General features: G+C 67.2%; 25 protein-coding genes and 1 riboswitch. Of the genes, 11 read left to right on the top strand and 14 right to left on the bottom strand.

Annotated features, from left to right (window positions below; genetic code table 11):
• Window positions 1-15: 15 nt before the first annotated feature.
• The 5 genes from LK10_RS08920 to LK10_RS08900 are packed head-to-tail and all read right to left on the bottom strand — an operon-like array spanning window position 16 to window position 4,819.
• A complete protein-coding gene (locus tag LK10_RS08920) occupies window positions 16-708 on the bottom strand; it encodes an N-acetylmannosamine-6-phosphate 2-epimerase (RefSeq protein ID WP_052207132.1) in 693 nt (230 codons plus the stop codon).
• 14 nt (window positions 709-722) lie between these two features.
• A complete protein-coding gene (locus LK10_RS08915; RefSeq protein WP_052207131.1) occupies window positions 723-1,706 on the bottom strand; it encodes an N-acetylglucosamine kinase in 984 nt (327 codons plus the stop codon).
• Window positions 1,707-1,711: 5 nt separating this feature from the next.
• Complete coding sequence (locus LK10_RS08910; RefSeq protein ID WP_052207130.1) at window positions 1,712-2,557, bottom strand: carbohydrate ABC transporter permease; 846 nt, start codon at window positions 2,555-2,557, stop codon at window positions 1,712-1,714.
• Entirely contained in the window at window positions 2,554-3,483 is a 930-nt protein-coding gene (locus tag LK10_RS08905) for a carbohydrate ABC transporter permease (protein ID WP_052207129.1), read from the bottom strand. The genes LK10_RS08910 and LK10_RS08905 overlap by 4 nt, the downstream gene beginning before the upstream one ends.
• A 7-nt stretch (window positions 3,484-3,490) precedes the next feature.
• Window positions 3,491-4,819 (bottom strand): ABC transporter substrate-binding protein, encoded by a 1,329-nt coding sequence (locus LK10_RS08900; RefSeq protein ID WP_052207128.1) that lies wholly within the window; start codon window positions 4,817-4,819, stop codon window positions 3,491-3,493.
• A gap of 175 nt (window positions 4,820-4,994) precedes the next feature.
• On the opposite strand from LK10_RS08900, the gene LK10_RS08895 reads away from it, so the two are divergent.
• Window positions 4,995-5,708, top strand: a complete 714-nt coding sequence (locus LK10_RS08895; RefSeq protein WP_043122531.1) for a GntR family transcriptional regulator — start codon at window positions 4,995-4,997, stop codon at window positions 5,706-5,708.
• 78 nt (window positions 5,709-5,786) lie between these two features.
• On the opposite strand, the gene LK10_RS08890 is transcribed toward LK10_RS08895, so the two are convergent.
• From LK10_RS08890 to otnK, 3 genes are read right to left on the bottom strand one after another with little or no spacing between them, the layout of a single operon-like run.
• Window positions 5,787-6,590, bottom strand: coding sequence for a TIM barrel protein (locus LK10_RS08890; protein WP_231567694.1), 804 nt, complete (start codon window positions 6,588-6,590; stop codon window positions 5,787-5,789).
• Window positions 6,591-6,630: 40 nt separating this feature from the next.
• Window positions 6,631-7,320: a class II aldolase/adducin family protein gene (locus LK10_RS08885; protein ID WP_052207127.1), complete on the bottom strand. Its 690-nt coding sequence runs from the start codon at window positions 7,318-7,320 to the stop codon at window positions 6,631-6,633.
• Window positions 7,317-8,609, bottom strand: coding sequence for a 3-oxo-tetronate kinase (otnK, locus tag LK10_RS08880; RefSeq protein WP_052207126.1), 1,293 nt, complete (start codon window positions 8,607-8,609; stop codon window positions 7,317-7,319). Before otnK ends, LK10_RS08885 begins: the two co-directional genes overlap by 4 nt.
• Window positions 8,610-8,779: 170 nt before the next feature.
• Here otnK and LK10_RS08875 point away from each other — a divergent pair, with 170 nt between their 5' ends.
• From LK10_RS08875 to LK10_RS08850, 6 genes are all read left to right on the top strand, one after another.
• Window positions 8,780-9,748, top strand: a complete 969-nt coding sequence (locus LK10_RS08875) for a 3-hydroxyacyl-CoA dehydrogenase family protein (RefSeq protein ID WP_043122525.1) — start codon at window positions 8,780-8,782, stop codon at window positions 9,746-9,748.
• A gap of 19 nt (window positions 9,749-9,767) precedes the next feature.
• Window positions 9,768-10,613, top strand: a complete 846-nt coding sequence (locus LK10_RS08870; RefSeq protein ID WP_052207125.1) for a DeoR/GlpR family DNA-binding transcription regulator — start codon at window positions 9,768-9,770, stop codon at window positions 10,611-10,613.
• A 187-nt stretch (window positions 10,614-10,800) separates the two neighbouring features.
• Window positions 10,801-12,120 (top strand): MFS transporter, encoded by a 1,320-nt coding sequence (locus LK10_RS08865; RefSeq protein ID WP_043122523.1) that lies wholly within the window; start codon window positions 10,801-10,803, stop codon window positions 12,118-12,120.
• 254 nt (window positions 12,121-12,374) lie between these two features.
• Entirely contained in the window at window positions 12,375-13,610 is a 1,236-nt protein-coding gene (locus LK10_RS08860; protein WP_043122522.1) for a four-carbon acid sugar kinase family protein, read from the top strand.
• Window positions 13,607-14,617 carry a 4-hydroxythreonine-4-phosphate dehydrogenase PdxA gene (pdxA, locus tag LK10_RS08855; protein WP_043122520.1) on the top strand — a complete coding sequence of 337 codons (1,011 nt, stop codon included), beginning with the start codon at window positions 13,607-13,609 and terminating at the stop codon, window positions 14,615-14,617. The genes LK10_RS08860 and pdxA overlap by 4 nt, the downstream gene beginning before the upstream one ends.
• Before the next feature lie 8 nt (window positions 14,618-14,625).
• A complete protein-coding gene (locus LK10_RS08850) occupies window positions 14,626-15,399 on the top strand; it encodes a DeoR/GlpR family DNA-binding transcription regulator (RefSeq protein WP_043122516.1) in 774 nt (257 codons plus the stop codon).
• Here the strand turns inward: LK10_RS08850 and LK10_RS21825 are convergent.
• Genes LK10_RS21825 through LK10_RS08835 form a run of 3 tightly spaced genes read right to left on the bottom strand, consistent with a single transcriptional unit; the run spans window position 15,365 to window position 17,238 of the window.
• A complete protein-coding gene (locus LK10_RS21825) occupies window positions 15,365-15,826 on the bottom strand; it encodes a hypothetical protein (protein ID WP_156144102.1) in 462 nt (153 codons plus the stop codon). The genes LK10_RS08850 and LK10_RS21825 overlap by 35 nt on opposite strands.
• 29 nt (window positions 15,827-15,855) lie before the next feature.
• The gene (locus LK10_RS08840) at window positions 15,856-16,179 is read right to left on the bottom strand and encodes a DUF4383 domain-containing protein (RefSeq protein WP_052207124.1); all 324 of its coding nucleotides are present in this window, start codon (window positions 16,177-16,179) and stop codon (window positions 15,856-15,858) included.
• A gap of 51 nt (window positions 16,180-16,230) precedes the next feature.
• Window positions 16,231-17,238, bottom strand: a complete 1,008-nt coding sequence (locus tag LK10_RS08835; RefSeq protein ID WP_043122509.1) for a LacI family DNA-binding transcriptional regulator — start codon at window positions 17,236-17,238, stop codon at window positions 16,231-16,233.
• 156 nt (window positions 17,239-17,394) lie between these two features.
• On the opposite strand from LK10_RS08835, the gene LK10_RS08830 reads away from it, so the two are divergent.
• Both LK10_RS08830 and LK10_RS08825 read left to right on the top strand, forming a co-directional pair.
• Window positions 17,395-18,513, top strand: a complete 1,119-nt coding sequence (locus LK10_RS08830; protein WP_231567693.1) for an endo-1,4-beta-xylanase — start codon at window positions 17,395-17,397, stop codon at window positions 18,511-18,513.
• 19 nt (window positions 18,514-18,532) lie between these two features.
• Window positions 18,533-19,852, top strand: a complete 1,320-nt coding sequence (locus tag LK10_RS08825; RefSeq protein ID WP_043122507.1) for a glycoside hydrolase family 6 protein — start codon at window positions 18,533-18,535, stop codon at window positions 19,850-19,852.
• Window positions 19,853-19,940: 88 nt separating this feature from the next.
• On the opposite strand, the gene LK10_RS08820 is transcribed toward LK10_RS08825, so the two are convergent.
• Genes LK10_RS08820 through sfnG form a run of 3 tightly spaced genes read right to left on the bottom strand, consistent with a single transcriptional unit; the run spans window position 19,941 to window position 23,040 of the window.
• Window positions 19,941-20,441 (bottom strand): CoA-binding protein, encoded by a 501-nt coding sequence (locus LK10_RS08820; RefSeq protein WP_043122504.1) that lies wholly within the window; start codon window positions 20,439-20,441, stop codon window positions 19,941-19,943.
• Entirely contained in the window at window positions 20,438-21,829 is a 1,392-nt protein-coding gene (locus LK10_RS08815) for an O-acetylhomoserine aminocarboxypropyltransferase/cysteine synthase family protein (RefSeq protein ID WP_043122502.1), read from the bottom strand. Before LK10_RS08815 ends, LK10_RS08820 begins: the two co-directional genes overlap by 4 nt.
• The gene (sfnG, locus tag LK10_RS08810) at window positions 21,829-23,040 is read right to left on the bottom strand and encodes a dimethylsulfone monooxygenase SfnG (protein ID WP_197061895.1); all 1,212 of its coding nucleotides are present in this window, start codon (window positions 23,038-23,040) and stop codon (window positions 21,829-21,831) included. The genes LK10_RS08815 and sfnG overlap by 1 nt, the downstream gene beginning before the upstream one ends.
• A 42-nt stretch (window positions 23,041-23,082) precedes the next feature.
• Window positions 23,083-23,193: riboswitch (SAM riboswitch) on the bottom strand.
• Between the two features lie 402 nt (window positions 23,194-23,595).
• Between sfnG and LK10_RS08805 the strand changes: the two genes are divergently transcribed.
• Both LK10_RS08805 and LK10_RS08800 read left to right on the top strand, forming a co-directional pair.
• Complete coding sequence (locus tag LK10_RS08805; protein WP_043122499.1) at window positions 23,596-24,051, top strand: MarR family winged helix-turn-helix transcriptional regulator; 456 nt, start codon at window positions 23,596-23,598, stop codon at window positions 24,049-24,051.
• On the top strand, window positions 24,048-25,700 hold the full coding sequence (locus tag LK10_RS08800) for a chloride channel protein (RefSeq protein ID WP_052207123.1): 1,653 nt from the start codon (window positions 24,048-24,050) through the stop codon (window positions 25,698-25,700). Before LK10_RS08805 ends, LK10_RS08800 begins: the two co-directional genes overlap by 4 nt.
• Window positions 25,701-25,718 lie beyond the last annotated feature (18 nt).

The following is a 25,718-nucleotide window of genomic DNA, read 5'->3' as shown; positions in this document are numbered from 1 at the left end:
GGCCTTTCTGCTGGGTCAGCCGACGATGTGCGCGCGCTCGGCCGCGCGGACGAGGTCGGTTGTGAGGGCGTATGTGTCGGTGACAGCTCGGCCGACCACGATTGCCAACGCTCCGGTGCCCAGTCCGTCGGCGATGTCGGATGGGGTCGCATAGCGGCCCTCGCCGATGACGAGGTAACCGGGATGGGCTTCGACCAGCGCCTTGAGCGCTGCCAAGTTCGGCCCGTGTGGCCGGACGTCCTCGCCAGACTCGGGCACGAGGGTAGTGGCGAGGATGTCCGCCCCGGCCTCGAGCGCGCTTGCCCCTTGGTGAGGGTGGCTCAGGTCGGCCATGACCGTGAGTCCTCGGGCTTTGGCATGGGCGATGACGTCGGTCAGGCTCTCGCCGCCCGGTCGCGGACGGTCGGTGGCGTCAAGGGCCACGATCTCCGCGCCAGCATCGGCGACAAGGTCAACATCATGCCTAGTGGCGGTGATGTAGACCTCGCTGTCGGGATAGTGGTGCTTCCTGATCCCGATGATGGGAAGGCTGCAGGAAGCTCTGATGGCGGCGATATCGAGCGCTCCCTCGGCTCGGATCGCGACGGCACCTGCCTTCTCTGCTGCCTGGGCCATGCGCGCCATCACGTGGGGGTCGCGCAGAGGGCTGTCTTCGGGGGCCTGGCAGGAGATGATGACTCCGCGGCGGAGGCCGAATTCCTTGTCCAAGTGGATTCCTTCCGTTAGGCCTGTGTTGTCTCGGTAGCGAGAGGAGACAGAGGTTCGAGGGTGTCAAGGGCGACGAGCCTCTCGGCGCCGTCGAGGGATGTGCCAACGGGGGCTGTGCGCGTGGCGCCGGGGAGGTCGTCTTGCAGGCGTCGGCTAAGTGTTGGTTCGAGGAGGTCGATTGCCGCTGCGATTCCTCCGAGCAGCGTGTAGTCGCAGCGCGGGCCCAAGCCCGCTCCGCGCGCGGCGGCGGAGATAGCTGCGGCGATGTGCTCTCCGGCCCGCGCCCAAATTCGCCGGGCGACGTCGTCGCCTTCACGTGCTGCTTGGGCTACCGCGGGGGCGAAACTGGCAACGAGGGCTATAGGAGAGGGCGCGGCGGCAATGAGGGTCGGCAGGGCTCCGACTGGGCCGTAAAGCTCTTCAACTGCGGCGAGAAGGGCTTTCGAGCTGGGGCGGCGTCCGTCGGAGGCGCTGATGGCCGCGATGAGCCCTTGGCGTCCGACCCACCAGCCGGAGCCCTCGTCCCCGACCATCGCCCCGGCGCCGTCGACACGGGCGGCTCGCTTTCTCGGGGCATAACCGAGGGCGACAAGGCCCGTGCCGACAGCGGCGATGACGCCTTCATGGTTGCCTCGCGCACCGAGGTAGGAGGTGAGGGCGTCGTCGGCGAGGACGAGCCGCCGGGTCCCGAATCGTTCCTTGAGGGGTGGCAGAAAGTCATGGGGGTCAGGGGGATGGCCGTGAACCCCAGTCAGGCCGCCCGCGAGCGTATCGAATCGCCGGCTTCCGGATGCTTGGGCTGCGCGCTCTGCGAGATCTAGCAGGAACTGAGCGATCGGCTGCCCGGGCAGGTAGCCGGGGCCCGTGAACTCGCATTCGAGGTCGGAACCCGAGCGCAGGCGCGCTCGCAGTCCTCCCTGCCCGAGGTCGAATGTGAGGATCCTCGATGACGCGCTGGCGCCTTCCGTCGCGCGGTCCGGGTCTCTGTCCCGTGTCATGGCGTCTACTTGATCGCGCCCGCGGAAAGGCCGCGGACGAGGTAGCGCTGCGCGAAGAAGGCGAAGCAGAGCGGGATGATCACCGACACGACGGTCACAGCGGCGAGATTGCCCCAGGCGATTCCTGCGCTGGTGACGAAGAAGGCCGCGCCAACAGTTACGGGTACTGCGTTGGAGGCCGAAAGGATGACCGCGAAGAGGTAATCGGACCAAGAGAAGACGAAGACCAGGATGCCTACGGCGACCAGTCCCGGCGCGAGGAGCGGGAGCACGATCGAGAACAGGCTCCGGAAGGGGCCAGCGCCGTCGATTTTAGAAGCTTCCTCGATCTCGACGGGGAGTTCCCTGAGCGTGCCGCAAATGATGAGCAGGGCCAGAGGAAGGTTGATGAAGGCGTTCGCTAGGACCAGACCCACGATCGTGTCGTAGACCCCAAGCGAGGAGAAGATCAGGAAGAAGGGGATGGCGAAGAACATTGCAGGCACCAGTCGCAGGCTGGTGATGATCTGCAGGAGCCAGCTGCCTCCGAACCCCATACGAACGATCGCGTAGCTAGCAGGCACAGCGACGACCATGATGAGCAGGACTGATCCGAGGGAGATCTGGGCGGAGTTCGCCAAGAACCCGATGAAGTTGTACTTGGTGCCGCCGAGAATCGCGCTGAAGTGGTCCAGCGTCAGGCCCCCACTGAAAGAGAACGGGGAGAGGCCGATCGCGGCGTCGGTCTTGAAAGACGTGATGAGAGCGTTGATGAGCGGCAGGTTGATCAGCAGGGCGATCAGTCCAATCACAGCCGTCCGCCACCAGGGTGCCGGCTTGCGCTGCCTCGGCAAGGCAGGTGCTTGGCTCATGAGACTGCTCCTCGGGTAATGCGGCGGACGACGATAGGTACCAACGGCAGCATGATCAGCGCCACGAGCAGTGCTGCGGCCGACGCCGTGCCGAAGTTGCCTGCCGAGAGAATCTTGTAGATATAGATGCTCAGCGTTGTGGTGTTGTCCCCTGGGCCTCCTGAGGTGAGGACGTTGATGGTGTCGAAGGTCCTGAACGCGTCGATGGCACGCAGGAATCCGGCGATGAAGATCGTCGGCGTCATGAGCGGAAGCAAGATCGAGCTGACGAACCGGGGGTAGCTGGCCCGATCGAGCTGGGCGGCTTCGTGAAGTTCGCCTGGGACCGACTGGAGGGCCGCATGGAAGAGCAGGAAGGTGAACGGAGTCCACTGCACTACGTCCAGCGCCATGAGCATGGGGATGACGACTCCGGCGCTCAGCAGCGGGGTGTTGATGCCTACGGCGTGCAGGAAGCCCGGGACGAGACCGATGTTCGCGTTGAGGAGGAGCCTGAACATGATGCCCATCAGAGCCGGGGCGATCATGATCGGGAGGATAACCGAGCTGAGGAGAAACTTCTTGCCCGGGAACTCCTTGTCGAACAGTAGCGCCAGCCCGAATCCGAGGACTAGCTCGACAGCGGTTACGACCACCGTGTACACGAGGGTGAACAGCACCGAGTGCCAGAATCCGGTGTCGGTCAGGACAGTGGCGTAGTTCCCGAGCCCGACCCACGCGGGCGTTGGGTCCAGCAGGGTCCTGGAGGTAAGTGAGGACTGGATCCCGTAGATGATCGGGAACACCACCAGCAACGCGAGGAAGACCAGCAGGGGCGCAGCCAGGACCCACCGCACCGGGCCCCGGCCGAGGCCGGGGCGCCGGCGGCGGCTCCCCTTCGCTGCCACATCCGCGGAGCGGGTCGCCACAGACGAGGGAGACGTCATAGTTCGGTTACTTCCCCGCCAGCTTCGCCACGTCGGCGTTGGCCTTCTGCAAGGCCGAGGTGACGTCGCCCTGCCCGACCCAGGCTCCGGAGAGGTCGTTGGCGAGCGCGGTATAGATGTCGAATGCCTTCGGCAGCGCGGGCTCGGAGAAGCTGCCATCCGAGAGGACCTTGTTCAGTGCGGCGGTGTTCGGGTCACTCTTGCTGGCCAGGGCCTTCGGCATTGATGCGATGCCGCCGTCCCCCACGTAGGCGGCCATGGTCGCCTCGTCGTCGAGGTACTTGATGAACTCCTCTGCCTGGGCCTTGTGCTTGCTGTCCTTATTGATTCCCAGAGAGAGGACGTGCGTGTGGGACTTGTTGCCGGGGACTGGGGCGATGCCGATCTTCCCAGCGGTCTTGGGGGACTTGGACGGGTCGTTGAGTTGGTCGTAGCCCGCGTTCCACTGGATCGCGAATGCTGCGTTGCCGCTGCCGAGCGCCGCCTCGGTCTCCGGGAACTCCGCCTGATCTGAGTCAGGCGAAGTGAGACCTTTGGTGTAGATGGTGCGGTAGATGTTGACCGCATTCTGCGCTGCAGGGCTGGTTAGGTCCGGCTGGCCGGAGGAGTTCAGCCAGTTCCCGCCAGAGCCCCAGAGGACGTCGTCCCAGACCATGGCGTTGTAGAGCAGGTTCTTCGCCTGCAGTTCCGTGCCATAGGCGGTGGGGGAGTTGGGGTTGTACTTCTTGGTGAAGTAGGCCGCGGACGCGATGTAATCGTCCCAGTTCCACTGGTCCGGGCTCTTGGGCTGGAGCGTCTTGCCGAGGACCTCCTGGCTGATCTTCTCGAACGTCGGGGCGTCCTTGAGCATCTGGTCGATCAGGTCAGTGCGGTAGTAGACGAGATTCACGCTGGGATCCAATGGGATCCCGTACTGCTTGCCGTCCACTTGGAGCGAGTCGAGGGCGACCTTGAAGTAGTTGTCTCCATTGAGGGTCAGCGGTTCCAGATAAGGAGCATGCTGAGCGATCAGATAGCTGGTGGTGCGGTAGATGTCGTAGTCCGAGGAGTTAGTGGACATCAACGCTGCTTCCTTCGCGAAGGTGTCCGTGCGGCTGAGCTGATCGATTTCGACATGGATCTTGTCCTTCGAGCCCTGCCCAGAGTTGAAGGAGTTCACCAGCTTAGACATCGAGTCCGCCTCCGGCCCCGGCTCCATGATCATCTTCACGGTGGTCGTGCCGTTGGCGCTGCCGGAGGTGGAGCCGGAAACACCGCATCCGGCAAGTGACATGCCCAGTGCTGCGACGGCGATCGAGGCGAGTGCGGCGTGCCGGGGGAGGGACTTTCGAATCATGGTCTTCTCCTCATCGAGAGGCATTTTTGGTTCGTACCAAAAGGTCCTAGGTCCGGACCTGTGGTGTTACCGTAGCAGTGTACTTCGCACGTGGTCAATGGATCCGGGAAGATAGGTTCGCGGAGCCCACGCCGGTGCGCTAGGGCGCGGAGGCGCCGGCAGAGAGGAAGGGGCGATGGTGACGACGACTCGCGTCAAGCACGAATGGGTGAGGGAGGAAATCCTTCAGCACATGTCGGGGCTCGCCCCGGACGCCCCTCTGCCCCAGGAACGCGAGCTGGCCGAACGCTATGAGGTCAGCCGTTCCACCGTCCGGCAGGCCCTGAAGGGCCTCGCCGACGAAGGGCGGATCTACTCAGTACGGGGCCGCGGCACCTTCGTCGCCGCCCAACGGATCTCCAAGGACAGCCGCCTGACGTCGTTCTCCGAGGACATGCAGGCAAGGGGGCTGCGACCCGGAACCCGCCTGTTGCACGTCGATCAAGGCCCAGCGGACGCCGAGGCGACCGAACGGCTCGAGCTCGCCCCCGGCAGTGCCGTGCTCCATCTCGAGCGGCTGAGGCTCGCCGACGGTTTCCCCATGTGCTTCGAGGACATCCGGCTTCCCGCGCACCTGTACCCCGGCCTCCTGCACCAGGACCTTGAGCGGCCCCTCTACGGCATCTTCGCCTCCAGCTACAACATGCGCATCGAGCGAGCTGAGCAGAAGATCTCGGCCCAGATTCTCCAAGGCCGCATCGCCGACCTGCTGAATGTGCCCCACGGCTCTGCTGCCCTCCTCGTCGTCCGAAGAGGGTTCGACGAGAAGGGACGAATCGCCGAATATGCCAGAAGCTTCTATCGTGCGGACAGGTACGACTTCGAGCTCACCGTCAGCAGGTCTGGGTGAGTCGACCTCGGGGCTGCAAGCGCCTTGCGTTCACGCGAGGATGCTATGTCAGCGAAGACCCGAACGTTCGCCGGACGGCTAGGCGAGCCATTCGAAGGCGAGCGCAGGGTCGTCGGGGAAGTACTCGAGGCCGACCGTCCCTTCGTAGCCTGCTTCCCGGGAGGCGGCGAGCCAGGAGCAGAGGGGCAGGCCGCCGCTGCCGGGATGTCCGCGTCCGGGCGCATCGGCGATCTGGATGCGGACGAAGTCCTGGCCGTACCGACGGATGACGTCGAGCAGATCCTCGTCGCTGTGGCTCAGATGGTAGAAGTCGGCGAGCATCCCGATGGCCGGGCTCCCAGCTTCGCGCACTCTCTCCACGATCCGCATGGTCGCTGCTGCCGTGGTGAGGGGGTAGTCGGGAATACCGCTGAGGGGTTCGAGCGCAATTTGTGCACCGATCTCAGCCGCCTTTTTCGCCGCGAGCGCGAGGTTCGCGACGGCGGCGCGCTCCTGCTCGTCGGGGCTCGCCTCCGCGACCGCGAGCCCATACATGGGGTTGAAGGCCCCTACCCCGAGCCGCTTGCCGAGACGGAGGGCGCCTTCCATGGCGGCGGAGAACTCCCGCTCGCGGCCCGGTTGGCAGGCGAAGCCGCGCTCGCCTGAAGCGAGGTCCCCTCCATGGAAGTTGAGCAGTCCCACCCGCACTCCGGCTTCCTCGACGGCTGCAACGAGCTCGTCTGCCTCTTGCGTGCTGGGTTCGGAGCCGGGATAGGGCCACCACAGCTCGATCTCGTCGAACCCCGCCGCCGCGGCCGCCGCGGGCTGCTGCAGCAAGGGCAGATGGGCGAGGACGCTTGAGGTATTCAGGGCCAGGCCCATTCCATCGCTTTTGACAGCCACGCTTATTCGCTTCCTTTGGATGTCAGCCGGATCGGTTGCGTCAGCTGTGGGCGGGAGGAACCGCGGCTGGTTGGCCGAGCGTCCAGTGCCGCCCGTACTTCCCGGCGAGGCGGACCGCGGTCTCCTGGCTGAGCAGCCGCTTGGGGAGGCCCGCGGTGCGCAGGAGCGTGTCGCAGACCTGTTCGAGTTCGACGGCGGTGTCCACGGCTTCCGCGAGGTCGCGCCCGACCGTGATGGCTCCGTGGTTCTGCAGGAGGACGGCGTGCAGGGGAAAGGGGATCGCCTCGATCCAGTCGGCTTGGCTCGGATCTCCGGGGTCGGCGTAGGGGACCAGCGGAGTCTGTCCGACCCGCATGACGAAATAGGGGGTCAGCGGCGGAATGGCGCTCCACTCCGTCCACGGCTCAAGGCAGGATACGGCCATGGCTGCGGGGGAATGGACGTGCACGACGGCGTTCGTGCTGCGGTCCCGGCGGTAGAAGGCGCGGTGGAAGGGGAATTCTTTGGACGGACGCGGTCCTTCCAGCAGATTCCCCTCGAAGTCGAGGACCGAGAGGGAGGCTGCCACGAGGCTGCCGAGGTCCGATCCGGTGGGCGACATGAGGAGATGGTCGCCCTCACGCACGCTGAGGTTGCCGGCAGATCCGCGGCTGAGGCCGTTCGCGGTCAGGCTCCTGCCGGCGAGCACGAGCTCTTCCCGAGGCCCTGCCGTAGCTTCTGTGCTCGTCACTTCTCTTCGGTTCCTTCCCCGAGGTGTGCTGCGCCCTCAAGGGCCGACCATGCTGTGGTGAACATATCGCGCTCGCCGAAGTTCCCGGACTTGAGGGCGAGACTGAGGCTAGTGCCATCGGCGGCGGTGGCGTTGGCCCACGCGACGCCCGGGCTGATGGCGGGCCCTATCCGCAGGGCCTTGACGCCGAGTTCCTGCACAACCCGCCCTGAGCTCTCGCCCCCGGCGACGACGAGTTCGCGGACGCCCTCGCCGATCATGCCTGCGGCGATCGCGGCCAGGGCCTGTTCGACGAGCGAGCTCACGTTGTCCCTGTCCTCGGCCAGGTCCTCGATGCTCTCCGCAGAGAAAACGAGAGGAACTGCTGAGGAATCCTTCGACCAGAGGTCCCGCGCCCAGTCGATGATCCGCCCCGCCTCGGCCACGACGTCGCTGCGGAGCGCATCGAGGTCGAGCTTCCGGAAGGGGAGGAGGGCCTTGCCGGACGCGATCTGCTCTCGCGTCCGTGCCGAGGCGCTTCCGCACAGGACGGCCCTGCGGCCCGGCGTGAGGGGTATGCGTCGGGCCTCGGCCTCGTCCCCGGCAGGGATGCCAAGAGCCAGGCCCGAGCCGCCCGTGACGACTTTCAGGCCCGCTGCGGCTTCCATGATGACGGCGAGATCCTCCCTCTCGAGGGCGTCCACGACGGCGAGCATGGGCCGCTCTCGGTCTGAGCCGATGAGGCGGAGCAACTCCTCGCGCACGGCCTCGGCTCCTTGATGCACGGTCTGGAGCGGGACGAGCGAGACATCGCTCTCCGTCTGCGGCTCCAGAAGGCGCATGAGGCTCGAATCGCGCATCGGAGTGAGCGGGTGGTCGCGCATCGGGCTCTCGTCGAGCGGGTCGCTTCCAACGAACAGGCGGCCCTGGTACACGGTCCTCCCGGTGTCCGGGAAGCTGGGCACGACGACGGTGCCTGGCTCCCCGAGCCGGCCCACCACGGCGTCGATGACTGGGCCGATGTTCCCAGATGGTGTGGAGTCGAAAGTGGAACAGTACTTCACATAGAAGCGCTCCGCGCCAGCCTCCGCGAGCGCATCGAGCGCGGCGAGAGACTCCCTCACGGCATCCGCGGGAGGCGCGGTCCGTGACTTGAGCGCGACGACGAGCACCTCCAAATCCTCGAACTCGGCGATGTCTCCGGGGCTTGGGACGCCGAAATGCACCGCGGCCGTGAGGCCACGGCTGACGAAGGCCGTGGCAAGGTCAGTGGCGCCGGTGACGTCGTCGGCAATGCAGCCCCATCTCATCGGCTGGCTCCTTTGTTCGGGACGGTCCATCTGGTCGGAGATGGTTCACCCCATGTTGTCACGTGTGAATCTGTGGAACGAAACTTGACGCTTGTGTGAAACAGGCATAGCGTGCTGCACATCACAGACGAAGCTTGGCTGGCGGTCACGAGGGCCGCTGAGAGGAATCCATGAACGCATCAGAGAAGGCCATCCAGCGGGTCGCCGTCGTCGGCTCCGGCTACATGGGAGGGGGCATCGCTCAGGTGCTCGCCCTGGCGGGCCGCGACGTCGTGCTCGGCGACGTGGATGGTGAGCGTGCCGCTCAGGCGCGCGAACGCCTCGTGACGCAGGCAAGCCGTTTTGAAGAAGACGGCCTGTTCCGCGCGGGGGCTGCAGAGGAGATCGCCGCGCGCCTCAGCTCGGCGGAGAGCGTCGAGGCTGCCGTCGAGGGCGCGGACTACGTGACGGAAGCTGTTTTCGAGCGCCGCGACGTCAAGGCCGAGGCCCTCTCCCGGATCTCCGCCGCGGCTCCTGCCGACGCCGTCATCGGCTCCAACACCTCGGCGATCCCGATCGCCGAACTGGCGCAGTCCGTCGTCGGGCCCGAGCGCTTCCTGGGAGTCCACTGGATGAACCCGGCCCCGTTCATCCCCGGCGTCGAGCTCATCCCTCACCCGGGAACCGTCGAGTGGGCAGTCTCATCCTCGGAAGCCCTCATTCGGGAGGCCGGCAAGCAGCCGGGGCAGGTCGCAGATTCGCCGGGCTTCGTCGCCAACCGTCTCCAGTTCGCCCTCTTCAAAGAGGCGGTGCGGATGGTGGAAGAGGGGCTCGCGACCCCGGCACAGATCGATACCGTGGTCAGCAACGCCTTCGGCTTCCGCCTGGCGCTCTTCGGCCCGTTCGCGATCGCCGACATGGCGGGGCTGGATGTCTACGACATGTCGTACGCGAGCCTCGAGGCGGAATATGGCGAGCGTTTCACGTCGCCCCAGATGCTCCACTCGATGGTCGAGAAGGGGCGTTTGGGCCTCAAGTCCGGGGGCGGATTCCTCGACATCCCGGCCGACGAGGCCCCGGATCTGGTTGCATATCGGGACAAGGCCTACGCCGCTCTGAGCGCCCTGCGCAGCGAGCTCGGGCCGGCCCCGGCACTCTAGAGACGAGCGGAGACCGACGATGACCGAAGCGCCGATGCCCGAAGAGGGGATCCTCATCCCCGATCAGCGGCGAGAGAAGCTCATGCGGGCCCTGCGACGCGACCACGTTCTCAGCGTCGCCCAGCTCACCGAGCTCCTCTGCGTGTCCCACATGACCGTTCGGCGCGACATCGCCGTGCTCGAGCGGGAAGGACGCGCGGTATCGGTGCCTGGAGGCGTGCGTTTGGCGAGCGGCATGCGCCTCGAGCCGGCGTTCGGGGACAAGACGGCATCGGAGCGGGACGAGAAAGCCGCCATCGCAGGGGCCGCCGCCGGGCTCCTCTCCGACGGCATGGTGCTCTACCTGGACGCAGGCACCACCACCGGTGCCCTCGTTCCCGCAATCCGGCAGCGGCACGGCATGACGGTCGTGACCAACGACTTCGCGATCGTCGAGCAGCTGACCGACGCCCCCCACGTGGAGACCATCCACACGGGGGGCCGGCTCGAACACTCGAACCGTTCCGCCGTCGGCAGTCTGGCAGGCGAAATCCTCCGCCGCATCAATACGGACATCGCGTTCATCAGCGCGAGCTCCTGGGACCTTCGCCGTGGGGTCACCACGCCTACCGAGTCGAAGGTCCCTGTCAAGACAGCGGCCGTCGAATCCGCCTCCACCGCCGTCCTCATGGCCACGAGCACCAAGTTCGGGACCTTCGGGATGTACGACGTCTTTCCGCTCGAGCGCTTTGACCGCATCATCACCGATGCCCGGCTGCCGCATGCGGCAGCGGACGGCATCCGGGACCTCGGGGTCGCCCTCGACCTCCCCTCGTCCTCTGAAGGGCCGGGGGAGGCCGTGACCTCCCAGCCGCACGGGGCGTAAAGCCACCCCTCGCGGCTCGATCAGGGACAGCACCACCGCAGCACCCATGCCCTTGGACCGACGGCGCCGAACGCGCCGCCCGGCCCTGCTCGCGTCCAGCCAAAGGCGGGAGTCCGAAGGCCCTGCAGGGCTCTCCTGCAGACATCAGGATCTGCAGGAGACACCTGCACAACCAGAACAGGACGTCATGACAGAAACGGCTCAACGAGGAACCAAGACCCGCAGATTCACTCTGCCGTCGCTGCGGTGGTGGATGTTCGGGTTCTTCGTCCTCGTCATGGTTATCAACTACATCGACAGGGCGTCGCTCTCGATCGCGATGCCGCTCATCGGCAAGGAGTTCCACCTCACCCCGGCCGTCGAAGGCCTGCTCCTGAGCGCCTTCGGCTGGACCTATACGCTCATGCAGCTTCCGGGCGGCTGGCTCGTGGACAAGATCAAGCCCCGCAAGATCGTCACGGGCAGCCTCATCGGGTGGGGCATCGCCGAAGCCCTCACCGGCCTCGCGACCGGCGTCACCGCGCTGTTCGGCATGCGTATGCTCCTCGGCGTCTTCGAGGGCCCGGTCCAGAACGGTGCCAACACTTCCCTCACCCGCTGGCTCCGGCGCAGTGAACGTGCCCGCGGCAGCACCCTCGTCGACGGTGGTGGTCCCCTCGGCACCGCTCTCGGAGGCCTCCTGATCACCGGACTGATCATCGGTCTGGGCACCTGGCGGCTGGCCTTCGGGGTCGTCGGCCTCATCACCGTGCTCATCGGGGTCATTGCGTGGCTGTTCATGCGGGACAATCCCGCCGCACACCCTCTCATCCGCGACAAGGAACGCGAATACCTCGCCGCGATCGACACCGAGGTGGCCCCCGCCGAGAAGCGGACGGCAGCTGACTACCTGCGCTCGCGCAGCACCTGGCTGCTGCTCGCCGCGTTCTTCGGCTACGACGCCGTCGTCTACGGCCTGCTCACCTGGGCCCCGAGCTATGTCAGCCAGCAGCAGCACGTCTCGACCGCCCTGATCGGCGCGTGGACCTTCGTGATCTTCGGCGTCGGCTTCGTCGGCGAGATCTTCGCCGGCCAGCTCGCCGACCGCCTGATCCGCCGAGGCGCCAAGCCCAACCGGGTCCTGCGCTGGATGCTCGGGATCGCCGGGTTCGGCGTCGCCGTCGCCATCCTCCTGGTCAACGTCGTCGGGTCTCCCATCGCGGCACTGATCCTGATCAGCGCGGCCAACTTCTTCCTGCGCTGGGGCGGCCTCTACTGGGCAGTCCCCGCTCGGATCGCGCACCCGGGCGACGTCGGGAAGATCAGCGGCGCGATGAACTTCTCGGGCAACGTCGCGGGCATCCTGATGCCGATCCTCATCGGCCTCATCGTGCAGGCGACCTCGAGCTTCGCCGTCGTCTTCGTCGTCTTCGCGGTCGCCGGGGTCATCATGGCCCTGTCCTCGATTGGCATCCACTACGGAGACTCTCCCGAGGTTCCGGCGCCGGCCACCCTCGCCGAGGGCTAGGAGCCGAGCGGGATCAGTCCTCCCTGCAAGAGCCGAATGCGGCGCCCAGAAGGCAACTTCTGGGCGCCGTCGTGCTTCCCGGGTTGGCCGAAAGTGCAATGAACGCGCAATGCGAGGCCCCAAGAAGCCCGGTGTTAGCCTGAATTGACCTCGCTCCTGCGCTGTGTAAGCATTTACTTGCGTACAAAACGCAAGAATGTCGACAGGAGAGGTCAGACCATGTCGCCGAGAATGAAGCCAGAGCGTAGCCTCTGATGCCCAATCTCGTCATCGTTGCCGACGATCTGACCGGCGCTGCAGATTCCGCCGTCGCGTTCGCCGCGCATTCACGCACAGCTGTGATCACCAACCCCGAGGCCGCGTGGCCTGAGGCGGATGTTCTCGCCGTCTCTACCGAGAGTCGTTACCTCCCTGGCGGCAAGGCGCAGGACCGCGCTCGGGCAGTGGCCGAGCAGGCCATGCTCTCGGGGGCCCGCGTCTTCAAGAAGATCGACTCGCTCATGCGGGGCAACGTCGGGGCCGAAGTCGCGGGGGTCCTCGAGGCTGTCTCGTCGGCCAAGCCGACTCTGGCCGTCGTCGCCCCCGCCTTCCCGCGCACCGGACGGACAACCGTCGGAGGCGTAGTTCACGTGGAAGGTGCGCCTCTCGCCGTGGAGGGCGACGTCGTCAGGGCGCTTGGCGCTGCAGGCCTCACCACTCGCCTCATCAGCCGGGGCGATTGGCAGGATGGGAATGCCTTGGCCGGACTCTTCCGAGCGATTGCGGAGGCCGGAATCCAGGCCGCCGTGGTCGACGCAACCGAGGAAGAAGACCTTGCTGCGATCGCGTCAGCCGCAGAAACGCTCGGGCAAGAAGGCATCCTCGTCGGAACCGGAGGAGTCGCGGCGCACATTGGCACCACCTCGCGCGACTCCGCGGCGTCCAAGGCGGCCGAGGGGCTGCCGCTGCAGCGTACTGGCGGTCGTTCAGACGCCGCCGGGCCGCTCGTCGTGATCGGCAGCTATTCGCAGATTGGCCGAGGCCAGCTGCAGAACCTCATCGCGAACGGCGTCCAGCATGTCGAGCTTCCGCCGCTGGCGGCGGACGACGACGGGCGGGACGCGCGCGCCGCCCTGCAGCAGGCCCTCGCCGTCGGCGGAGCGGTCCTCACCCCCTCCCTCGCCGATCCCCTCGACAAGTCCCAGGCCGCACGCGTCTGCGCCGCCCTCGCAACCACCGCCGCAGCGGCGACGGACACCGCCTCTGCCCTCGTCGTCTCGGGAGGCGAGACCGCGGCCGCCGTGCTTGAAGCCATCGGTGCCCCGCATTTCTGGCTTCGCGCGGAACTCCTTCCCGGGGTGGTCCTCGCCGACCTGCCTGGCAACCCCATCCCCTTCGTCCTCAAGTCGGGAAGTTTTGGAGACGCCCAGACGCTCTCCGCCGTCGTCGGGCGCCTCTCGCACCCGCAAACAGCCGTTCCCACCCACGCCAACAAGGAGCAGAACTCATGAGCCTTCCCATCGTCGCAGTCACCATGGGCGACCCCGCCGGCGTCGGCCCCGAGGTCATCGCCAAGGCGATGGCAGACCCAGGCGTCCACGAGCACGCCCGTGTGCTCGTCATCGGCAGTCTCGACAGGATCCGCAAGGCGATGGAGATCGTCGGGAGCACGCTCTCCGCGCGCGCCATCGCCACCGTCGCTGACGCCGGGTTCGAGCCCTCGACGATCGACGTCCTCGACATCCCCGGCCTCGACCCCGACCTCCCGTGGGGGCAGCTTTCGCCGGAGGCCGGCCACGCCGCGTACCTCTACGTCGAGAAGGCCGTCGAGCTCGCGCTCGCAGGCGAAATCGATGCGATCTGCACGGCCCCCCTGAACAAGGCCGCACTCCACGCGGCTGGCCACAACTATCCCGGCCACACCGAGCTCCTGGCCGAGCTCACCGGAACCCCCGAGGTTTCGATGATGCTGACGGCGCCCCGCATGCGCGTCATCCACGTCACCACGCACATCGGGCTCGTGGATGCTATCGCCAAGATCGACGGGCCGCTCGTCTACCGCACGATCCGCCGGGGCTACGACCTGCTCGTGCGGGCCGGCATCGAAAACCCCCGCATCGCCGTCGCCGCGATCAACCCCCACGCCGGGGAGAACGGGCTCTTCGGCCACGGTGAGGAGGCAGAGAAGATCGCCCCGGGCATCGCTCAGGCCCAGGCAGAGGGGATCGACGCCCAAGGACCGCTTCCCGCCGACACACTCTTCTTCAAGGCGGGCCGCGGCGACTACGACCTCGTTGTGGCGATGTACCACGATCAGGGCCACGGCCCGGTGAAGGTTCTCGGCCTGGAGAACGGGGTGAACATCACGGTCGGCCTCCCCGTCGTGCGCACGTCTGTGGACCACGGCACCGCCTTCGACATCGCCGGGAAGAATCTCGCGGACCATGCGTCGATGCTCGAGGCGCTCAAGGCCGCCGTCGACCTCGCCGGAGAGCGGGCGGCGTCCACAGAAGGGTAGTCCAGCCGATGAATGCCAGTGGACGGCGCTCTCGGATCGCCGAGACCCTTGAGGCCCGCCCCGCGACTGTCGAGGAACTCGCGGACGAATTCGCGGTCTCACCCTCCACTATCCGGCGCGACCTGGACCGGCTCGTCGCGAGCGGGCGGATCCTCCGTACCTACGGAGGAGCCGCTCCCGCAGGGAGCGGGAGGGAACAGAGCCTGAGGGAACGGGAGATGGTCGCCGGCGAAGCGAAACAGGCCATCGGGCGCCACGCGGCCTCCCTCGTGGCCCCCGGCTCGGTCAACATCCTCGATGCTGGCACTACCGTGGGGATGCTCGCCCGCTGCCTCTGCTCGCGCTCGGACATCACCGTGATCACCAACGGAATGACCACCGCGAGGACCCTCGAACACGCCGAAGACGTGGAGCTCGTGATCCTCGGAGGGCGCCTCCGGCACATCAGTTCCGGAACAGTGGGGCCCCTGGCCGAGGCGGCCCTCTCCACCCTGACGGCCGATGCCGCGTTCCTCGGCGCGGACGGAGTGAGTGCCGAGCGCGGGCTCAGCGAACAGACTGACCAGCAGGCGTCCCTCAAGCGTGCGATGATCCGGGCGGCCGCGGAGCTCTACGTCCTCGCCGATTCCAGCAAGCTCGCCGCCAGCTCGGCGCACTGGTGGACGCCGATCGAGCGGCCCTGGACCCTCATCACCGACGCCTCGGCCTCAGAGCGGCAGCTCGAGCCTTTCCGGGCCAGCCCCTACGTCACCGTGGTCGTGGCAGAGCAGGGGGCGGCGTAGGGCGGGTGCGGGTGGCCCTGATAGCCAAGAGTGCAGTGAGTAGCGCCGCCGCAACATGAGCGACCACCAGCAGGTGGGGATCCATCGCCGCCGAAGTTCCTTCCTGGACCGGGACGGGAAGCGGGGTGGGGGATCCATGATGGGCGTGGCCGGACGACGGGAAGAGCGGGCCGTCCGGCCCCGCCAACGCAGTGAAGAGGAGATGCAGCGCTTGCTGCAGGACACCACTGCCTAGGCCCAGGGCCCACGCCGGGGGCCGCCTCGCGTGGACCGCCGCCGTCGCCAGCAGGCTCGCCACGGCGGTGAGGGCAACGACGACGGAGAGCGGTGGGACTGCTCCGCCTGAAATGAGATGCGCTGCGAGACCAAGGCCGACTGCCGCTGGGCCGAGGAAGAGCATCCCCGGGCGGCTGTAGGTGGCGTGCAATCGGTCCGCCTCTTGGTGACGGCCGCCACTCAGCGGCGGCCCAGAGCCGCCCTGCGGCCGAGTGCGAGCCCGAGAACGAGCATTCCGACGCCGAGGATTAGGTGCAGGAAGTTGTCGGCCACGTTGACCGGGACGAAGTTCGCCCCGGTGTCTCCCGTGAAGATGACGCCGTAGACAAACAACACGAGGTAGATGGCGCCGCCCCACGTGAGGTAGGACTTGGCCGTTGCCCTCGACCGGCCGAGGGCCAGGCCGGCGATGCCGAACAGAAGATGGACAACGTTGTGCAGAACCGAGACTCGCTCGTCGTCCGGCAGTTGGGTTTGAAGGCTGCCGGTGCGGGGTGCCCGCACAGACTCTTCGGAACAAGGACGTGGCCGGATTGGGTTTTGCGGGATGAGAGTTCAACAACCAGCCGTGGGCGGGGCGGTGGTCGCGCGGGCAATGAGCCGGGTTGGCATCCTGAGATGAGTCGCCTCGGGGGTCTCACCGTTCATGAGGGCGACCACAAGATCGGCTGCGGCCGCCCCGATCTGGCCCATGGGCTGGCGCACGGTCGTGAGCGGAAGGTGGTAGCGCGAGGCTTCCGGGACATCGTCGAACCCCACGACCGAAAGGTCACACGGAACCTCCAGCCCAAGTTCCCGCGCGACTTCAATGACCACGATGGCGGAGAGATCGTTGGCTGCGAAGACCGCCGTCGGACGGTCAGGTTGGGTGAGCAGTCGCCGGGCGGCTTCTCGGGAGCACTCCCGTTCGTAATTTCCGACGACGACGCATGCCGGGTCGAAGGGGAGCCCGGCCTCGGTGAGCGCCTTCCGGTAGCCGCCCTCCCTTGCGGCGGCTGAACGGAGATCGGAACGCCCCGCAACGAAGCCGATCCGCCGGTGGCCGAGGCGGATGAGGAAGTGCGCGGCATTCCGCGCACCGCCGAAGTTGTCGGTCTCGACGGTGGGTAGATCGACATGGCCCGTATGAGGGTCGACGGCGACGACTGGCACGTCGGCGTGGACGTTCACGACTGTCGGTGTCACCATGATCGCGCCGTCGATGAGCGTGCCGCTCAACCGGCTGAGCGAGCGGCGCTCCCAGCCTTCGGCCGAGAGCTGGTGGGACCCGCTGTAGGCAAGAAGATCGTAGCCGGAGCAGCTGAGCGCGGCGCCGACGCCTTTCAGGATCTCGGCGCTGAACGGTTCGAAGCCAGCCACCAGGACTCCGATGACGCCGGTCTTCCTAGAGCGCATGCTGCTGGCCACCAGGCTCGACTCATAGCCGAGCGCTCGCGCAACTTCCAGGACGCGTTCCGTTGTCTCGACACCGACTCCATACCGCCCATTGACAGCTTTGGAGACAGTGGAGACCGAGACTCCAGCTGCTTTGGCCACGTCGTGGATGGTCGGACGCGCTTTCATATGCCCGGAGCCTACGGGAAAGAAACCGTTTTCGAAAACGTTTGACGAGTCCCGTCGTGCTTGGGAAGCTCAGGCCTCAGTTCAATCCCTTTTGGTCGCGACTGCGCCATTCTTCACCGAGGCACCGAGCACTTCTCGAACACAAAGGAGTATTCATTGGCTATTCGACGTTCCCTTCTCATCGGCGCGCTCGGCCTTTCAGCCGCACTCGCGACTCCCGCAGCCGCCGTGGCAGCCTCTGGGCCTTCCGACGTTCCTGGTGCCTCGCAGCAGGGAGGCTCGCTGCGCGCACTCGGCGCGAACATCGGCTTGCGCATCGGAACGGCTGTCAACACGGACCAACTGGGAAGCAACGCGGCCTACACGAGCATCACCAACAGCCAGTTCTCGACGGTTACGCCGGAGAACGTCATGAAATGGCAGCTGGTCGAACCCACGCAGGGCACCTACGATTGGAGCGCAGCAGACCGGCTGGTGGCGTCCGCAGAGGCCAACCATCAACTCGTTCGCGGGCACACCCTCGTCTGGTACAACCAGCTTCCCGATTGGCTCACGGCCGCAGCTCCGAGCATGAGCGCTGATCAGCTGAGGGACATCCTCCACAAGCACATCACCGATGAAGTGAGCCATTTCAAGGGAAAGATTTGGCAATGGGACGTTGTCAACGAAGCATTCAATGACGACGGAACCCTCCGCAATACAATCTGGCTCCAGAAGCTCGGCCCCAGCTACATTGCTGATGCCTTCCGCTGGGCCCATGAAGCTGACCCCCAAGCCAAACTCTTCTACAACGACTACAACATCGAATTCACCGGCGCGAAGAGCAACGCCGTCTACGCGTTCGTCAAGAACCTGCAAGCGCAGGGCGTGCCCATCGATGGCGTAGGTTTCCAGACCCACTTGGACACGCAGTACCCCCTCCCGGATCTCCAGAACAACCTCCAGCGATTCGCCGACCTGGGCCTCGACGTAGCCGAGACCGAAGTCGACGTGCGCACCACGCTTCCCGTCACAGCCACCGAACAGTCGGCCCAGGTGGCCGCGTACTCCCAGACCCTGCAGGCCTGCATTGCGGTGAGAGCCTGCATCTCCTACACCGTCTGGGGCTTCGGCGACGCGTACTCGTGGGTTCCCGGAGTCTTCCAGGGGGAGGGCGCCGCCGACATCTATGACGAGAATCTCCAGCCCAAGCCTGAGTACTACGCCCTCCAGCAGGACCTCGCCCAGGCAACCGGCGCATCGCACAGGACCGGCCGGGGTGCCGGCCGAGACTGACAATCGAGACAGGAGCACGATGATCAACAGGTTGGTTAGGCACGGCGCAGCCGTGGTCGGTGCGGCCGCCGCCCTTGCTATTCCCCTTGCCGTGGCGTCGCCCGCGCTCGCGAGCACGAGCGGAGCGCTGCCCGCAGGGACCCAGTTCTACACGCCGCCCATCCCTGACGGCGCACAGGCGCAGATCGCCCAGCTCACGAGCAGCGGCGACAAAGCGGACGCGGCTCTCATCCGCGATGAGGTGAACACCCCGCAGGCCGCCTGGTTCACCGGCGGCACCCCGAGCGAGGTGCAGCAGCAAGTCCGGCAGGTCGCACAGGAGGCGGCGGGCAAGAAGACCGTGCCCACGCTCGTGGCCTACAACGTGCCCGGCCGCGACTGCTCCCAGTATTCAGCGGGAGGGGCCGGCAGCGACGCGGCGTACCAGGCCTGGGCGGACGGCTTTGCGGCCGGGTTGACGAAGGACCAGAAGGTGATCGTCGTCGTCGAGCCCGACGGCCTCGCCAATCTGCCCGCCGACTGCCCCTCCGCCTACCCGAACCCCGGAAGCTACCCGAACCCGGCGCCCGGAACGGCCACAGCGGGCCGCATCGCGGACATCAAGTACGCGGCCCAGGCCGTCGCGGCCGCCGACCCCTCGGCGCTCGTCTATCTCGATGCCGGTCACAGCGCGTGGCACAGCGCCGGGGACATCACGAGGCGGCTCGAGGACGCTGGCGTCGGCGCCGTACAGGGCTTCTCCCTCAACACGTCGAACTACCAGTGGACCCCGAACCTCTCGCAGTACGGCACCTGGATCTCGGACTGCATCGCCTACACCACGAAGGTGGCTCCCGGCGATTTCGGCAGCTGCGGCGACCAGTACTGGAGCGGGGGGCCAGCCAACCAGTGGCAGGGCACTGCCCTCAGCGCTGCGAAGCAGTGGAGCGACACCGCGCCCGACGCCGACGCGAACACGGCGGGCATCAACAGCCGCTACGCCCAAGAGCTCGGCGGCACTGCGCCCGCGGCCCACTTCGTGATCGATACGAGCCGCAACGGCCAAGGCCCCTGGACCCCGCCGGCGGGGAAGTACGCCGGCGACCCCCAGACCTGGTGCAACCCGCCGGGTGCCGGCCTCGGCGCTCGCCCGACCGCAGCCCCGGACCCATCGGCCTTCCCCCTGCTGGACGCCTACCTGTGGGTGAAGACGCCGGGCCAGTCGGACGGCCAGTGCAACCGGAGTGTTCCCGGAAGCACGACTGACCCCGAGTGGGGCGGCATCACCGATCCAGCAGCAGGTGCCTGGTTCCCGCAGCAGGCACTCGAGCTCGCACAGAACGCGGTGCCGGCCCTGTAGCCGTCACCTGCGCTGGCCCTGATCCCGTACGACGACGGCCGGTCGCCTCCCCGCGGAGGCGGCCGGCCGTCGTCGTACGCTGCAAAGGCTAGGCGAGCACCTGGCGCTTGCTCGAAATGACACCCGTGTTGAAGCCCGCAAGGTGCAGGCCCCCGTGGAAACGCGCATGCTCGATCTTCACGCAGCGGTCCATGACGACATTCATCCCCGCCGCCTCAGCGTCCGCCGCGACCCCCTCGTGCCAGGAGCCGAGCTGGAGCCAGATCGTCTTCGCCCCTACCGACTTGGCCTCGTCGAGGACGCCGGGGAGGTCGTCGTGCTTGCGGAACACCTCGACGAGGTCCGGCGTCTCGGGAAGCTCGGCGAGCGAAGGGTAGACGGGCTGGCCGAGGATCGTCTTCACGACCGGATTCACGAAGTACACGCGGTACTTCGTCGAGGAGAGCAGGTACGTCGCGACGAAATAGCTCGCCCGGCTCGGCTTGTCCGAGGCCCCGACGATCGCGATGACCTTCGTCTCCCGCAGGATCCTCAGGCGCTCCTGAGCCGAGGGCCCAACCCACGTGCGCTGGCTGACTGCGGCGCTCATTCGGCGCCTCCCTTCGAAACGGCCGCCCCGGATCCGGCGACACTAGGCAGGGAGCACGCCTCGCCGTCGTACGTTGGAGCCTCGAATTCCGCTTCGAGGTCCGCGAACTGCGAAGCCTCCAGGGCCTGGTCGAGATCCCAGATGATGTCGTCGACGTCCTCGAGCCCGACCGAGAGCCGGATGAGGTCCTCCGGGACACCCGCCGCGACGAGCTGCTCGGAGGAGAGCTGCTGATGCGTCGTCGAACCCGGGTGGAGGACGAGTGTGCGTGCGTCGCCGATGTTCGCGAGATGGCTCGCAATCTGGAGCGCCTCGATGAAGCGCGCGCCTGCCTCGCGGCCGCCCTTGACCCCGAAGCTGAACACCGAGCCGACGCCGAGCGGCAGGAGCTCCTTCGCGCGCTCGTGCTGCGGATGCGAAGGGAGCCCAGCGAAGTTCACATGCGTGACGCGCGGGTCCGCCGCGAGCCACTCGGCGACGCGCTTGGCGTTCGCGAGGTGCGCGTCCATGCGCTGGGGGAGCGTCTCGACGCCCTGCAGGAGCTGGAACGCGGACTGCGCCGGGAGCGAGGGCCCGATGTCCCGGAGCTGCTCGGAGCGCAGCTTCGTGAGGAAGCCGTACTCGCCGAAGTTGCCCCACCACGAGACGTTGCCGTAGCTCGGCACGGGCTCCGTCATGGAGGGGAACTTGCCGTTGCCCCAGTTGAACGTCCCGCTTTCGACGACGACGCCGCCGAGCGTCGTGCCGTGGCCCCCGAGGAACTTGGTCGCGGAGTGGATCACGATGTCCGCGCCGTGCTCGATCGGCCGCAGGAGGTACGGGGGAGTGAGCGTCGAATCGACGACGAGCGGGATGCCGTGCTCGTGGGCGACGGCGGCCAGCCCGGGGAGGTCCGCGATGTCGCCGGACGGGTTCGCGACGACCTCGGTGTAGATCGCCTTCGTGTTCTCCCGGAGCGCGGCCTTGAAGTCCGCCGCCTCCGTGCTGTCCACGAACGTCGTGTCGACGCCGAAGCGCCGCAGCGTCACGTCGAGCTGGGTGATCGTGCCGCCGTAGAGCTTCGAGGACGCCACGATGTGGTCGCCCGCCTGGGCGAGCGCGGCGAACGTGATGAACTCGGCGGCCATGCCCGACGACGTCGCGACCGCGCCGATGCCGCCCTCGAGGGACGCGATGCGCTCCTCGAAGGCCGCGACCGTCGGGTTGCCGATGCGCGAGTAGATGTTGCCGTACTTCTGGAGCGCGAAGAGGTTCGCGGCGTCGTCCGTGTCCTTGAAGACAAACGACGTCGACTGGTAGATCGGGACGGCCCGCGCCCCGTGCTCGGCGTCCGGCGTGCCGCCGGCGTGCAGGGCCCGGGTGCGGAAGCCGAACTGGCGCTCTGCCATCAGGCGCCCGCCCCAGCGAGGTTCGCAGCGTTGAGCTCGCGTACCGCGTCGAAGTTGGTCACCGGGAGCAGCTCGGTGTTGAGCTCGGTGCCGTTCTTGCGGGCCAGATCGGCCTCGAGCTCGCGCACGATCGGGAGCACGTCGCGGCCGAACGCCTCGACCTCCTCCTGGAAGTGCAGGTAGCAGGTGAGGAGCAGGTTCACGCCGATCTTCTTGTACTCGACGATCCGTTCGGCGATCTGCTCGGGCGTGCCGATGAGCTTCGTGCGGAAGCCGTCGTTGTACTGGATGAGGTCCTCGAACGTCGAGTCCTCCCACATGCCCTTGCCGTCCTTCGTGGACTGGCCGGCCTCCTTGACGGCGGCGGCGAAGCCCTCGACGGCGGGGCGGTGCGCCTTGGCGACGATCTCGCGGAGGGTCTCGTGCGCTTCCTTCTCGGTATCCCGCGCGATGACGAAGCCGTTGAGCCCGAAGCGCGGGGCGGCGGGGGCTGTACGGCCCTCCTGTGCTGCGGCGAGGACGCCTGCGATGTTGGCCTTGAAGCCCTCGATGTCGCGCCCGTTCGAGAAGTACCAGTCGGCGGTGCGTCCGGCGGCGGCCTGCGCTGCCGTCGAGTTGCCGCCGAAGAAGATCTCGGGGTGCGGACGGCCTTCGACGCTCACCGGTGCCGGGTTCAGCGTGAAGTCCTTGATGTTGTAGTACTTGCCGGACTGCGAGTAGCCCTGCTCGGTCCAGAGGCCGCGGAGCACGTTGATGAACTCCTCGGTGCGGACGTAGCGCTCGTCATGCTCGAGCCACTCGAGGCCGAAGTTCACGAACTCGTCCTTGAGCCAGCCGGAGACGATGTTCACGGCGGCGCGGCCGCCTGAGAGGTGGTCTGCCGTGATGATGAACTTCGCGAGCACGCCCGGGTGCCACATGCCAGGGTGCACCGCGGCGATGACCTTGAGGCGCTCGGTCGCACCGAGGAGCGCGAGCGAGAAGGACGTGGCCTCGTGCTGCTTGTCCGCACCGTAGCTCGCGGCGTAGCGGGTCTGGGTGAGGGCGTATTCGAAGCCGGAGTTCTCCGCGATCCGTGCGAGGGTGCGGTTGTAGTCGAACTCCCAGTTGGTGCGCTGCTCGATCGTGGAGACCACGAGGCCTCCCGAGACGTTGGGCACCCAGTACGCGAACTTGAGGGGGGTCTCGAAATCAATGACGTGGTTGGACACGGCTGCGCTCCTTAACTCGGGCGCGACGAGAGCGGGGGGCACTCACCATCGCTTCTGGCAGTAGCACCTTTGGCGGGCCGATTTCGTGCTGACGGCGGGCCAGGGTTGCTGCGGCGTCACAGATCCAGATCTCTCAGCCGCTCGGGATGGGTCACTGCGATTCTGCGCGGAGGGCTGTAACGATGCAAATTATTTCGTCATAGAGGGAGGCGACTTGCGTTTGCCGAAGCTTCTTCGATTCGGCCGAGGGTGGCCCCGCCGCTCGTCCCCGGCTGCGCCCCACGCTTGGGCCGTCACATCTGCGGGGTTCGTTGGGGCCGCCCCTCGGATTCCGACCGGCTTCGAAGGGGCAATCGAGGCCCGAGCGGCGTGTCGCGGCGGGGCGCGCCGAGGAAGAGGTTCAATCCTGGTCGGAATCGGTGGAGCGGACTGGCGGGTGCCGCGAGGTGGCGGGGTGGGGCGGCGAGCGGACGACGGCGGTCGGGCGCCGTCGTCGTCCACTCGCCTTAATGGCTGCCTTTGAACTCAGTCCTTGCACTATGCAAGACTTGTCGTATGACAAATCCTCTCGACGCCCAAGTCGACGCCCTCCAGCGAGCCACGCGCGATCTGCTCGCCGTCGCCATGCGGAGCGTCGACGAGGTCACCGAACTCTCCCTTCCGCAGATGCGAATGCTCTTCGCCCTCCACGACCACGGAACGGTCCCGAGCGGCGCGTTGGCTCACATCCTCGAGGTCTCAGGTTCCTCGGTGACCCGCTTGGCTGACCGCCTGAGTACAGGAGGCTACGTGCAGCGCACCCAGTCGCCCGAGAACCGAAGCCTTGTGCTGCTCTCCCTCACTGAAGCCGGGGACGCGGCCGTCGAGGCGGTTCTCCGGCGGCGCGACGAGGAGTTCCGGGAGGCGCTCGACCACCTTGAGCCGGGGCAGCGCGAGCAGCTCGCCGCCGGGCTGGGTGCGCTCCACGAGCATCTTTCGGCTACCTCGCTGAGCAGGGCGGTGGTCGCATGACGACGCATCGCGGCCACGAGTTGAGCGACTTCGCCGTCGACAAGCGCATGATCCTCGTCGCGGCCCTCGCGCTCCCCGTCGGCGCATTCGGGGCGCTCGCGGCGTGGGCCCTTCTCCGGCTGATCGGCCTTGCCACGAACCTCTTCTTCTACGGCAGGATCTCGACGAGCCTCATCGCCGTTGGCGGCGGGCACCCGTGGTGGCAGGTGCTTCTGCTGCCCGTCGCGGGCGGACTCGTGATCGGCCTCATGGCGCGCTTCGGCTCCGAGAAGATCCGGGGCCATGGAATGCCGGAGGCAATCGAGTCGATCCTCATCGGCGGCAGCCGCGTCGATCCGAAGGTCGCTGTGCTCAAGCCGATCTCGGCCGCGATCAGCATCGGCTCGGGCGGCCCGTTCGGCGCGGAAGGCCCGATCATCATGACGGGCGGGGCGATCGGTTCGATTCTCGCCCAGCACCTTCACCTGACCGCCGACGAGCGCAAGACCCTTCTGGTCGCGGGTGCGGCATCCGGCATGGCGGCCACATTCAACTCGCCGCTCGCAGCCATCCTGCTGGCGGTCGAGCTGCTCCTGTTCGAGTGGCGGCCGCGCAGCTTCATCCCGGTGGCCGCGGGCGTCGCGGTCTCGACCGTCGTCCGGAGCGTCATCCTCGGGAGCGCCCCGATCTTCCCTGTCGCAACCACCGGCCTCCACCTGACGCCCGGCATCGAGGCGCTCGCCGCCGTCGTCGGCCTCAGCGGTGCCATCGTCGCCGCGGGCGCGACCTGGCTCGTGTACCGCGCGGAGGACGCCTTCTCCCGCCTGCCGATCCACTGGATGTGGTGGCCCGCGATCGGCGGGCTGATCATCGGGGCCGGGGGCCTCATCGAGCCGCGCGCCCTCGGTGTGGGCTACGACGTGATCGACCAACTGCTCACCGGCCAGGCGACGACCGGCCTCATCGTCGGCATCCTGGTCGTGAAGACGCTCATCTGGTCGCTGTCCCTTGGCAGCGGAACCTCGGGCGGCGTCCTTGCGCCGATCTTCATGATCGGCGGAGCGCTCGGTGCAGCTGCAGGCCTCGTGCTCCCGAGCGTCATTCCGGGGTTCTGGGCGCTGCTCGGGCTGACCGCCGTCGTCGGCGGCGTCATGCGTTCGCCGCTCACCGGCGTCGTCTTCACGCTCGAGCTGACCCATGCGTGGGCTGTCGCGCTTCCGCTGCTCATCACCTCTGTTGTCGCCTACGGCGCGTCCGTCCTGCTGCTGCGCCGCTCGGTTCTGACGGAGAAGATCGCTCGCCGCGGGCTCCACCTGACCCGCGACTACACGACCGACCCGCTTGAGACGTTCTTCTGCGAGGACATCATGCGCGCGCCGGCGGTCCAGCTCCCCGAGGGCGCACCCGTGCTCCATCCGCGCGACACGGTGCGGCACGCCGCGTATGTCCTTGCGCGTTCCGGCGCACAAGATGCGGCGGTCATGGACGACGCCGGCGCGTACCTTGGGCTGATCGGTCCGGCCGACCTGCTGGTCGCGCGATTGCACGACCTCACCGAGGCCACAGACCGAGACCGCACCCTCCGGTACCTCACGCGCAGGAGCCGGCCCGCGGCGCCCGCGCGGCTGCACGCCCGCGTCGGCAGCTCCTCGCCGAGCGCGCCCCGCTGACGGCGGGCCGGGTGAGAT

The sequence above is a fragment of the Sinomonas humi genome, from assembly GCF_000802235.1.
GTDB lineage: Bacteria > Actinomycetota > Actinomycetes > Actinomycetales > Micrococcaceae > Sinomonas > Sinomonas humi.
The sequence above is the reverse complement of the archived record's forward strand: the minus strand, read 5'-3'. Positions and strand labels throughout refer to the sequence as shown.

What these genes read in the sequence shown, in the direction of transcription:
- otnK (WP_052207126.1), bottom strand. Translation starts at nt 8,609, where the DNA reads ATGAGATGGGGCTGCATTGCCGACGACGTCACCGGCGCCACTGACCTT.
- LK10_RS08860 (WP_043122522.1), top strand. Translation starts at nt 12,375, where the DNA reads ATGCCCAATCTCGTCATCGTTGCCGACGATCTGACCGGCGCTGCAGAT.
- LK10_RS08875 (WP_043122525.1), top strand. Translation starts at nt 8,780, where the DNA reads ATGAACGCATCAGAGAAGGCCATCCAGCGGGTCGCCGTCGTCGGCTCC.
- LK10_RS08910 (WP_052207130.1), bottom strand. Translation starts at nt 2,557, where the DNA reads ATGAGCCAAGCACCTGCCTTGCCGAGGCAGCGCAAGCCGGCACCCTGG.
- LK10_RS08915 (WP_052207131.1), bottom strand. Translation starts at nt 1,706, where the DNA reads ATGACACGGGACAGAGACCCGGACCGCGCGACGGAAGGCGCCAGCGCG.
- LK10_RS08895 (WP_043122531.1), top strand. Translation starts at nt 4,995, where the DNA reads ATGGTGACGACGACTCGCGTCAAGCACGAATGGGTGAGGGAGGAAATC.
- pdxA (WP_043122520.1), top strand. Translation starts at nt 13,607, where the DNA reads ATGAGCCTTCCCATCGTCGCAGTCACCATGGGCGACCCCGCCGGCGTC.
- LK10_RS08815 (WP_043122502.1), bottom strand. Translation starts at nt 21,829, where the DNA reads ATGGCAGAGCGCCAGTTCGGCTTCCGCACCCGGGCCCTGCACGCCGGC.
- LK10_RS08805 (WP_043122499.1), top strand. Translation starts at nt 23,596, where the DNA reads ATGACAAATCCTCTCGACGCCCAAGTCGACGCCCTCCAGCGAGCCACG.
- LK10_RS08865 (WP_043122523.1), top strand. Translation starts at nt 10,801, where the DNA reads ATGACAGAAACGGCTCAACGAGGAACCAAGACCCGCAGATTCACTCTG.
- LK10_RS08800 (WP_052207123.1), top strand. Translation starts at nt 24,048, where the DNA reads ATGACGACGCATCGCGGCCACGAGTTGAGCGACTTCGCCGTCGACAAG.
- LK10_RS08835 (WP_043122509.1), bottom strand. Translation starts at nt 17,238, where the DNA reads ATGAAAGCGCGTCCGACCATCCACGACGTGGCCAAAGCAGCTGGAGTC.
- LK10_RS08870 (WP_052207125.1), top strand. Translation starts at nt 9,768, where the DNA reads ATGACCGAAGCGCCGATGCCCGAAGAGGGGATCCTCATCCCCGATCAG.
- LK10_RS08900 (WP_052207128.1), bottom strand. Translation starts at nt 4,819, where the DNA reads ATGATTCGAAAGTCCCTCCCCCGGCACGCCGCACTCGCCTCGATCGCC.
- LK10_RS08825 (WP_043122507.1), top strand. Translation starts at nt 18,533, where the DNA reads ATGATCAACAGGTTGGTTAGGCACGGCGCAGCCGTGGTCGGTGCGGCC.
- LK10_RS08850 (WP_043122516.1), top strand. Translation starts at nt 14,626, where the DNA reads ATGAATGCCAGTGGACGGCGCTCTCGGATCGCCGAGACCCTTGAGGCC.
- LK10_RS08820 (WP_043122504.1), bottom strand. Translation starts at nt 20,441, where the DNA reads ATGAGCGCCGCAGTCAGCCAGCGCACGTGGGTTGGGCCCTCGGCTCAG.
- LK10_RS08905 (WP_052207129.1), bottom strand. Translation starts at nt 3,483, where the DNA reads ATGACGTCTCCCTCGTCTGTGGCGACCCGCTCCGCGGATGTGGCAGCG.